11 protein-coding genes are annotated in these 8,665 nt (G+C 40.4%); 9 read left to right on the plus strand and 2 right to left on the minus strand.

Annotated elements, in window-relative coordinates; all coding sequences use genetic code 11:
* Positions 1-1,380, plus strand: a complete 1,380-nt coding sequence (locus JCM9152_RS24225) for a hypothetical protein (protein WP_369384594.1) — start codon at positions 1-3, stop codon at positions 1,378-1,380.
* A gap of 122 nt (positions 1,381-1,502) precedes the next feature.
* On the opposite strand, the gene JCM9152_RS18895 is transcribed toward JCM9152_RS24225, so the two are convergent.
* Complete coding sequence (locus JCM9152_RS18895; RefSeq protein ID WP_035346962.1) at positions 1,503-2,054, minus strand: hypothetical protein; 552 nt, start codon at positions 2,052-2,054, stop codon at positions 1,503-1,505.
* Positions 2,055-2,259: 205 nt separating this feature from the next.
* Between JCM9152_RS18895 and JCM9152_RS21595 the strand changes: the two genes are divergently transcribed.
* Genes JCM9152_RS21595 through JCM9152_RS18905 form a run of 3 tightly spaced genes read left to right on the plus strand, consistent with a single transcriptional unit; the run spans position 2,260 to position 4,035 of the window.
* A complete protein-coding gene (locus JCM9152_RS21595; protein ID WP_158318462.1) occupies positions 2,260-3,351 on the plus strand; it encodes an alpha/beta hydrolase in 1,092 nt (363 codons plus the stop codon).
* Entirely contained in the window at positions 3,321-3,611 is a 291-nt protein-coding gene (locus JCM9152_RS22455; protein ID WP_148296550.1) for an alpha/beta hydrolase family protein, read from the plus strand. The genes JCM9152_RS21595 and JCM9152_RS22455 overlap by 31 nt, the downstream gene beginning before the upstream one ends.
* A 19-nt stretch (positions 3,612-3,630) precedes the next feature.
* Positions 3,631-4,035, plus strand: coding sequence for a DUF3887 domain-containing protein (locus JCM9152_RS18905; RefSeq protein WP_035346964.1), 405 nt, complete (start codon positions 3,631-3,633; stop codon positions 4,033-4,035).
* A gap of 135 nt (positions 4,036-4,170) precedes the next feature.
* Here the strand turns inward: JCM9152_RS18905 and JCM9152_RS18910 are convergent, their stop codons facing one another.
* A complete protein-coding gene (locus JCM9152_RS18910; protein WP_035346967.1) occupies positions 4,171-4,662 on the minus strand; it encodes a CBO0543 family protein in 492 nt (163 codons plus the stop codon).
* A gap of 75 nt (positions 4,663-4,737) precedes the next feature.
* On the opposite strand from JCM9152_RS18910, the gene JCM9152_RS23800 reads away from it, so the two are divergent.
* The 5 genes from JCM9152_RS23800 to JCM9152_RS18930 all read left to right on the plus strand — a co-directional run bounded on the left by JCM9152_RS23800 (position 4,738) and on the right by JCM9152_RS18930 (position 8,188).
* Positions 4,738-4,863, plus strand: a complete 126-nt coding sequence (locus JCM9152_RS23800) for a hypothetical protein (protein ID WP_268870759.1) — start codon at positions 4,738-4,740, stop codon at positions 4,861-4,863.
* Between the two features lie 134 nt (positions 4,864-4,997).
* A complete protein-coding gene (locus tag JCM9152_RS18915) occupies positions 4,998-5,483 on the plus strand; it encodes a MarR family winged helix-turn-helix transcriptional regulator (protein WP_052016173.1) in 486 nt (161 codons plus the stop codon).
* A 241-nt stretch (positions 5,484-5,724) separates the two neighbouring features.
* Positions 5,725-6,810, plus strand: coding sequence for a flavin-containing monooxygenase (locus JCM9152_RS18920; RefSeq protein ID WP_035346968.1), 1,086 nt, complete (start codon positions 5,725-5,727; stop codon positions 6,808-6,810).
* Positions 6,807-7,361 carry an NAD(P)H-dependent oxidoreductase gene (locus JCM9152_RS18925; RefSeq protein WP_035346970.1) on the plus strand — a complete coding sequence of 185 codons (555 nt, stop codon included), beginning with the start codon at positions 6,807-6,809 and terminating at the stop codon, positions 7,359-7,361. The genes JCM9152_RS18920 and JCM9152_RS18925 overlap by 4 nt, the downstream gene beginning before the upstream one ends.
* Before the next feature lie 32 nt (positions 7,362-7,393).
* Positions 7,394-8,188, plus strand: a complete 795-nt coding sequence (locus JCM9152_RS18930) for an arsenite methyltransferase (protein WP_035346978.1) — start codon at positions 7,394-7,396, stop codon at positions 8,186-8,188.
* Positions 8,189-8,665 lie beyond the last annotated feature (477 nt).

Here is an 8,665-nt window from a genome sequence, read left to right on the forward strand (position 1 = left end):
ATGCACAATCGTTGGGCACATGAGCTAACGAAAACGATAAAGAATCTTGCTCCGCAGCAGCTAGTAACAGTTGGGCAGGATGAAGCACTTGGCGGGAAGCGACCTTCTCCGCTCTTTTATGCAGAGGCTGTCGATTATACGACGGTTCATTCATGGTGGCTAATGGATCATTTAGTGTGGGACAGCCTTTTTACGAAAGATCCGTTAAAGCCCAATGTCGTTCAAGAAACGGGAATCATGCATGTGGAGCGACCGGATGGCCGTTCAAAACGATCAGAGAAGGAGCTGAAGTCCATTCTAGAGCGAAAATATGCTTATGGCTTTGCGACTGGTGGGGCTGGGGCTGTGCAATGGTTATGGAATACGAATCATTATATGGATAATATAAATGAATCGAATATTGGTGCGATCCGTTCAGACCAAACAGAGAAGCCAGAGACGGATGTTTCATATGACTTTGGCGCATTTGTGAAAAAGGTCTCTGAGCTATTTTGTAACCGTAAGTTAGAGGAGGTTGCAGTCATTTACCCTTATTCGAATGATCTTTCTAACAGAGAATTTGCCTTTGCAGCAACCGCAAAATTAACGCGCGTCTTAACCTATGATTTACGAATTCCGTTTCGGGCATTTAGTGAATATCATTTAGATGCTTTAAGTGACAGTCCTCCAAAACTAATCATTGTACCAAGCGCTCATAATTTCCATACAGCGGCTTATGAGAAGCTATGCCAACATGTTAGAAAATTTGGTGGAACGATTTTGTGGACAGGTCCTCTTCACTTAGATGAATATTGGCGTCATCGTCCACGTACAACACTGTTTGGTAAGACGATTCCAAGAAATATATTACGAGAGGAAAGGTTAGAGATAGATGGGGAAATATATCCTGTATCTTTTTTAACTGACCAGCAGTTATCTGTTACGTTTGGCAAAAACCGTTTAGCTGAGCTTGAAACCGAAGTTGGAGTTGGTGAACAGAAATCAAAAAGTCGAGCTACGCAAATCCGTACAAAGGAAATGGGAGAAGGGACATTTGTATGGTGCCCATTACCGATTGAATTAAATAATCGAGATGATGTACTCCGAGCTCTTTATGAAACAGTACTGGATGATGCTAATGTTACGAAGGATTTGCATTGGGAAAAAGGAAGCAACTCTTTAGGTATATATGGACGAAAATTGACCTTTGCTAAAGGAAAATTATTTGTATTTGTGTCGGAGGAAGCCCATGATGTAGAGATTCAAGTGGAGGATCCTGATACAGGAATTTCTTATCAATTTACGCTTGAAAGTGATCGTTCGGTTTTATTTGTCACTAACTTAACAGGGGAGGTTAAAGCCGTTTATCGTCCAGATGAGGTTGAAATTAGAGTGCTATAACAATAGAGTGTGTAAATATGAGGCCACTGAAAAAGTGAAAATCTCGCTTTTTCAGTGGCCTTTGTAAATATAAGAGGATGATACAAGTTTAGATTAAATCGTTGCAACACTCTCTTGTTGTCCTATTCCTCGTCTTTAAATCCACCAGCGATCATGTCATATTTTAATTTCTGTTTAAAAATGAGCTTCTTGTTGACATATACTTTGCAATTTAAGCTGAACCAGCCACCTAATTTAACCTTAACAGTGATTGGAGTGGTTGCATCCTCGATGTTTGCTTTCAACGTTTGATATGGGATGAACCATGAATACCATTGATTTCTAGTCGATTCTGATACGAGCTTTCCGTCAATGAATAACTGCTCTTTGTTATATTTATTGACGATATGGAGTCTATAGTTATCATATGAAAGATCCCATGATTTTTCGAAGTCTTTTTTCACTTCCTCCATCATCGTACTCCATGACTCCGGATCCTCTTCTTTCGTATCTTTTGAGGGTATTTTTTTCTTTAAAGCCGAAAAGATTAATTCGACCGCGAAAATAAAAATGAAAAGAGAAAGAAGCATGATGAGAAAGTTATCAAAGAAAGTATCTTTTGTTAATGACCCATATGAATAGCCAATGAAAAAGAGAGTAGCTATGTAAATAGCGAGCTTTGTAGCTTGTAACATATTTGTTTAAACTCCTCGTTGTATAAAAATTCCTGTTTATTATATCATAGCAATTCGAATTCGCGAATAGGTCGTTATTGAGAATCGTTGATTTGTTTTGAAACCTTTCTTTTTTTTATTCGTAAAGATAGGTATGTACACAATGGGTGATCCTTTTGCAAAGTAGGAGGGAAAAGGATGTTGAATGTAAAAAGTGGCGATCGTGATGGGTAATCGAGGGTTGGTATCTGTTAGAGTCTTAATAATTGTCATGTTACTTGTAGGCTGCTCGTCTTATTCATTTGATATAGATGAGATAGAAGACTTAGGAAAGGAAATAGTTGAGCTACTTCTTAATCAAGAATATGAAGTTGTTTATGATGAATACGGTGCTGATGATTGGAAAGAATCAACGTCACTTTCAAATGTTGTTTCTAATTGGGAGGAACAAATTGAATTAGAAGGTCAATTTGTTCAATTGACATCAATCGATGGTTCCGAGCGAGGAGAGCATAGTGTAGTAGAAATAGACATTCAATATACAAATATGAGTGTGGGAGTTCGAATGATCTTTAATAAAGAGCAGGAACTGGCCGGCTTACATCGATCAAGCGGACAGCTCAACGCAGTGATGCCTGATTCGATTATTGAAGAGGCTCTAATAGTTGGAGAAGATACGAATTTTGAACTTGAGGGTATTCTCACAATGCCAAGTGAGATCGATCAAGCTCTACCAGCAGTTGTTCTCGTACAAGGGTCAGGTCCAAGCGACCGAGATTCAGCTGTTCACTCATATAAGCCATTTCGGGACATTGCGTGGGGACTGGCTGAACGTGGAATTGCTGTATTACGCTATGATAAGCGTACGTATTCATATGGAGATCAATTTACACCAGAAGAAATGACTCATTTTACCGTGCATGAAGAAACAGTGGAAGATGCTGTTTTAGCTAGTAACTTGTTAAAGGCTGACGAACGAATTGATTCAACCAATGTTTATTTAGCAGGGCATAGTCAAGGCGGGATGTTAGCTCCGAGAATTGACGATACTGGTGGAGACTTTGCCGGAATCATGATATTAGCTGGTTCTCCTCGTCCAATGTGGGAGATAATTTATGATCAAAATATCGCCTTTCTTGAAAGTGATGCGATTGAAGAATCAGAACGCAAGTCATTATTGCAAGAGATCGAGCAGCATTATGAACGAGCGCAAAGGCTAGATGATTTATCTCTTGAAGATATTGAATCAACCCAAGTGTTTGGCTCCCAGCTTATTATTTACTCGATATGGCCCAGTATAATCCGGTTGATCTGTTAGCAAGCAGTAGTAAGCCGTTACTGATCCTTCAAGGAGAAAGCGATTTTCAAGTCACGTATGAAACTGATTTTTTGGCATGGCAAGAAGCGTTAGAAAGCCGAGAGCAAGTTACGTTTAAAAGTTACCCACAATTAAATCATTTTTTCATTGAATCACAAGGTGACGATCAAGGTACGGTTGATGAATATGAACACGCAGGTATAGTAGCAGAGAAAGTTATTGAAGATATGGCTCAGTGGGTATGGAACCAAATGGATTGAGAAGATGGAGGGAAGTAGAATGAACATGAAGAAATATGTGTCTGTTTTTGCAGCAGGATTAATAGCTTTAATGTTAGCTAGTTGTGGGAATGAAGAAGGAGATGCAGGGAATACAGAAGGAGTGGAAGAGAAGGAACGAATAGCGGAAACCTTTATTCAGCAATTAGCTGATGGAAACTATAACGAAGCAAGAGAGCAATTTGATGAAACAATGAGGGAAGCTATTTCTGAAACGGAATTAGCACAGACATGGGAAGAGATTGAGTTGCAATTAGGTGCTTTTATTGAGTATGAATACCAATCAACAGAAGTAGAGGATGGATTCACAATTGTTTTATTAGAAGGCTTATTTGAAGGACAAGATGTGATTTTGAGTGTGTCGATTAATGAAAATGACGAAATTTCCGGTTTTTACATTCATTAAACATTAAGTTACACAAGAGAATAGGAGCAATGAAAAGTTTAAATTCGAATCAATAGTTAGTACCCTATATAAGCGCATAGGTGAAAGGGAGTGTCTAAATGTTATAGGCACTCCTTCTTTAAGTATAGTCAATTTTTATTTAACGGATATCGATCCGTTGTTCATAACACGAATGGTAGCAATGATACTTCGACAAAGAAGAAATTTAATAACTAAACTGATAAAAGAATGGTACCAGTTCCAGCCTTTTTTCCAAGTAATTAAGTGTGTTTTCTTAGCAGCCCAAGTCTCGACGATAATTAGAGGAATGATAAAAGGAAACAGCTTTAAGATACTGCTAAAAAGTTTGCTATGAAGAGTCCACTGGTTATAATATAGAAGCATTAATGGATAGTGGATAAAATCAAATGGAAAATGAATCGAGAACAGCCTTTTAAATGGTCTCACATTGTAACTTAAGTAGCCTTTAGAGACTAAGTAACGATCGATGAACGAATTACCGATAACACTTACTAAATACACAATGATCCAATCCTTAAAAGAACGTTTAATGATGGCAAAAGGCAGAAATACAATGGAAATGACGGTTATGATGAAAAGAAAGCTTTGCTCTTGTTTTTTTGACATAATGGTTCACCTCCTGTTGTTAGAGTGAGTTGTTTTCGTAAAGTTATGCATCCACTTATTAAGAGTGGGGAGTGAATGAACGAAATATCCATCGGAAAATCGATTTTCTTTAGAAAAAGTAAACTTCGATTGAAGAAAAATTTATCTAAAGCGATTCGTACTGTAATGAATGTTCGTGAACCTAAACGTGAAGCTGTATAGAGAAATTTCTGATACAAAATAAGAAAAGAGTAGGAATTGTAATCATAATAGGTGAGTTTCGGTTTGTTTTAAATATATATATTTGCAAAGTACAAATAAATGCTATATAATTAAAAGTGAGGTAGGTGAGAAGAATGGAAAATGTTCGCGAACTATTTCAGATTATGACACGCCGATTCGGCTTTCTTGATAAAAATTGCTGTTCGGTCGGTGGTACTGATATTTCGTTAAGTCAAAGCCATATTCTTTATGAAATCGACCGTCAGCATCACCCGTCGATTCAGCAGGTAGCCGAAGCTTTGGGCACGGATATAACCACGTTCAGTAGACAAATTCAATCCTTAATTAAAATGAACTTGGTGCAGAAGACGCCCGATCCGGCTGACCGCAGAGTATCAATTCTTTCCTTGACGACTGAGGGAAAATATGTGGCGACAACTATTGACGAACAAATGAAGATGTATTTGAGCGAAATTTTCTCCCACATGAATGAATTTGAAAAAGAAACGGTGATACGTTCCATCAAGCTACTTAATGACGCCATGGAAAAATCCGGAACGTGCTGTACGCCCCCTGTGGGTGATTCCTTTATTTTATACTTGCAAAATGCGAATAATTAGTTGGCGGTAGGTACTCGGTTTCTAGACTCATACTCAAAAGGCGGTATTGTAGCGTATGACAGAAAAAGGTTTAAAACTTTCAGCATCGTCGTCGCAGGTGAAGTTTGCTGCGTTCATAACGGCAATATGTTTATTTGGAGACATGATGCTTTATGTAGTTTTATCGATTCATTGGGAGCAATGTATCTAAGTAAACGTATCTAATAGTTGTAAAATGCATATGAAATAAGGGGGGATTTTGATGAATAAAATGTGGGATGTCATTGTTATTGGAGGAGGGCAAGCGGGGCTTGTTTCCGGTTATTATTTAAACAAGAAGAAGCTGCGGTTTTTGATACTGGAGGCAAGCAATGAGGCTGTCGGTTCGTGGCCTCGTTATTACGACAGCTTGAAGCTCTTTTCGCCCGCACAGCTCTCGTCTATGCCGGGGCTGAAAATGCCAGGGCACCGCACGCATTATCCTTTACGAGATGAGGTCATTCAGTATTTAAAGAATTACGCTAAAGCCTTCGACTTGCCGATTCAGCCGAATCAAAAGGTCATCCGGATCGAGAAGAGCGACGGGTTTACGATTCATACGGAAGCAGGGGCCGTTTACCAGACAAAAGCGATAATTAACGCTACCGGATCGTTTCATAATCCGTTTACTCCGAACATTACGGGTAGAGAGATTTTTAAAGGGGAAGTTCTTCATTCTTTCGAGTATCGCAATCCGGATCGTTACAAGGATCAACGAGTTTTGGTAGTCGGAAGAGGGAATTCAGCGGTTCAAATTGCGATGGAACTGACGGAGAGCAGCCATACATCCTTAGCGGTTTTACAGCCTGTGCAGCTTGTGAACCAGAAAGTATTTGGCATTGACTTGCACTTTTGGATCAAGGCTGTTGGCTTAGATACGTTTCAATTTTGGCGTTTCGGTAAGCAAGCACCGATCCCTACGGCCGCGGCTGACTTAGGTGACTACAAATCGAGATTAGAAGCAGGAAAGCCCGATCAAAGGGATATGTTCGTTGCTTTTACCGAATCCGGAGTCGTTTGGCCGGAGGGGTTACAGGAAAAAGTCGATACGGTCATCTTTGCTACCGGATACCGTCCGAGTCTTACGTACTTGCAGGAAATTGGTGCACTTGATAGGAAAGGAAGGCCATTGCATAAGGCGGGCATTAGTCAGAATGTACCGGGGCTGTACTTTGTAGGCTTGGAAGGTCAGCGTTCCTTTGCTTCTGCCACCTTAAGGGGGGTGGGTCCTGACGCAAAATACGTTGTTCGTCATATTGGACGTTTCTTGCAAACAGGACTATGGACAGGAAGGAGAAGGCAATTATGAAGATTCTCGTAAATATTGCGCATCCCAATATGCAGCGTTCACGTGTAAACGCTAGTTGGAAGCAAGAATTGGAGCAGACCCAGGCTGTTACGATTAATGATCTGTATGAACAATATCCCGATGAAACGATTAATGTTTCTCGCGAGCAACAATTGTTGTTGGCTCATGACCGAATTGTGTTTCAATTTCCGTTGTTTTGGTACAGCTCTCCCCCTTTGCTTAAAAAGTGGATGGATGATGTCTTGATGTATGGTTGGGCATATGGAACTGGCGGTAGCGCTTTGCATGGCAAAGAATTGGTTCTAGCGATCTCGATAGGTGGCCAAGAACAAGACTACCGAGCAGGTGGAAAAAATCTTTTTACCGTAAGCGAACTGACAAGACCGTTCCAGGCGACTGCGAATTTAACCGGGATGAATTATTTAGTTCATTTTGTGCTACATGGAGCTGTTTGGCTTGATTCTGCCTCGATCACGAAGAGCGCAACATCATACGTTGAACATATTACCGATAGACAGCTTAACCCCTTAACGTATAGCAGACGTACGTGAGGACAATCCAAAATAAAAGGAGAGTTAACTTTATGAGTCAGGAAGTAAGCAAAGATCAAATCCGTCAAAATGTGCGGAGTCGTTACAAAGAAATTGCAGTTCAAAAAATGGAAGCTTCTTCGTGCTGTAGTAATTCCCGAAATGTCACATCAACGAGTGGTGCATCGGCTCAATTGGGGTATTCACCTGAAGAATTAACGACGGTGCCAGATGGTTCAAACCTTGGGTTAGGTTGTGGCAATCCGCAAGCAATTGCTGCCTTGAAGCCTGGTGAAGTTGTGCTAGATTTGGGCAGCGGCGCGGGATTCGATTGTTTTCTCGCTTCTAGAAAAGTGGGCGAGACTGGGCGAGTTATCGGAGTAGATATGACACCAGAAATGGTTAGCCGTGCGCGTCATAATGCGAGTAAAGGCGGGTTTGTGAATACGGAATTTCGTCTAGGGGAAATTGAATATCTGCCGGTACTGGATAAGACGGTGGATGTTATCATATCCAATTGCGTCATTAACCTCTCTCCAGACAAACAACTGGTATTTGATGAAGCGTTTCGAGTTCTAAACTCCGGCGGTCGCCTTGCAATTTCCGACATTGTAACGACAGCCGATCTGCCTGATCCGATCAAAAATGATCTAGATCAAATGTATGCGGGTTGCATATCTGGTGCTTCGTCTATCAAGGAAATAAAGCGCATATTAATCCAGAGCGGTTTTCAAGATATCGAGATTGAAACGAAGAATGAATCAAAAGCGTTTATTAAAGATTGGGTTCCTGGACAGCCGATCGAAAACTATATCATTTCGGCTGTTATTCAAGCCGTTAAACCATAAATATAAACCACGTACCACAAACTGTAGTCGTTTACTTCTGCGATAATTTACGTGTCAGCGGATCGAAGCGACGGACGTTTGCGGTACATTGCAATGTTTGTATTTTATATTAATCACGTAATTAATTTATTTCGGTCTTGGCTTTCGGTTTGAGCCGTGTCTAGTCTAATTAATCGTCTGCAAGTAGTGAAATGGAGCGGAAGTCACTCGACTCCTGCGGGAAATAGAGGTAAGGGCGATACCCCACAGGCACAGCCGAGGAGGCTTGGCACCTCCATGCGGAAAGCGAGTGGCTAGAGCGCAATGGAACGTTCCTGTGGCGGCTACATATTCCGTAAAATATGCGGTAGAGCCCTAAAAAAATTCCACCGGCTTTTCATTTCAGAGGAGGGTTTTGTCACAGCCTTATTTTTTATTCCTTGATAACATATGGAGAGATAAAATATTCATCTTAATGACTATGATCTTATCTATTTT

This window comes from Halalkalibacter hemicellulosilyticusJCM 9152 (genome assembly GCF_000513115.1).
GTDB lineage: Bacteria > Bacillota > Bacilli > Bacillales > Bacillaceae_D > Halalkalibacter > Halalkalibacter hemicellulosilyticus.

What these genes read in the sequence shown, in the direction of transcription:
- JCM9152_RS18915 (WP_052016173.1), top strand. Translation starts at nt 4,998, where the DNA reads ATGGAAAATGTTCGCGAACTATTTCAGATTATGACACGCCGATTCGGC.
- JCM9152_RS18925 (WP_035346970.1), top strand. Translation starts at nt 6,807, where the DNA reads ATGAAGATTCTCGTAAATATTGCGCATCCCAATATGCAGCGTTCACGT.
- JCM9152_RS18905 (WP_035346964.1), top strand. Translation starts at nt 3,631, where the DNA reads ATGAACATGAAGAAATATGTGTCTGTTTTTGCAGCAGGATTAATAGCT.
- JCM9152_RS22455 (WP_148296550.1), top strand. Translation starts at nt 3,321, where the DNA reads ATGGCCCAGTATAATCCGGTTGATCTGTTAGCAAGCAGTAGTAAGCCG.
- JCM9152_RS18930 (WP_035346978.1), top strand. Translation starts at nt 7,394, where the DNA reads ATGAGTCAGGAAGTAAGCAAAGATCAAATCCGTCAAAATGTGCGGAGT.
- JCM9152_RS21595 (WP_158318462.1), top strand. Translation starts at nt 2,260, where the DNA reads ATGGGTAATCGAGGGTTGGTATCTGTTAGAGTCTTAATAATTGTCATG.
- JCM9152_RS18895 (WP_035346962.1), bottom strand. Translation starts at nt 2,054, where the DNA reads ATGTTACAAGCTACAAAGCTCGCTATTTACATAGCTACTCTCTTTTTC.
- JCM9152_RS18910 (WP_035346967.1), bottom strand. Translation starts at nt 4,662, where the DNA reads ATGTCAAAAAAACAAGAGCAAAGCTTTCTTTTCATCATAACCGTCATT.
- JCM9152_RS18920 (WP_035346968.1), top strand. Translation starts at nt 5,725, where the DNA reads ATGAATAAAATGTGGGATGTCATTGTTATTGGAGGAGGGCAAGCGGGG.
- JCM9152_RS24225 (WP_369384594.1), top strand. Translation starts at nt 1, where the DNA reads ATGCACAATCGTTGGGCACATGAGCTAACGAAAACGATAAAGAATCTT.
- JCM9152_RS23800 (WP_268870759.1), top strand. Translation starts at nt 4,738, where the DNA reads ATGAACGAAATATCCATCGGAAAATCGATTTTCTTTAGAAAAAGTAAA.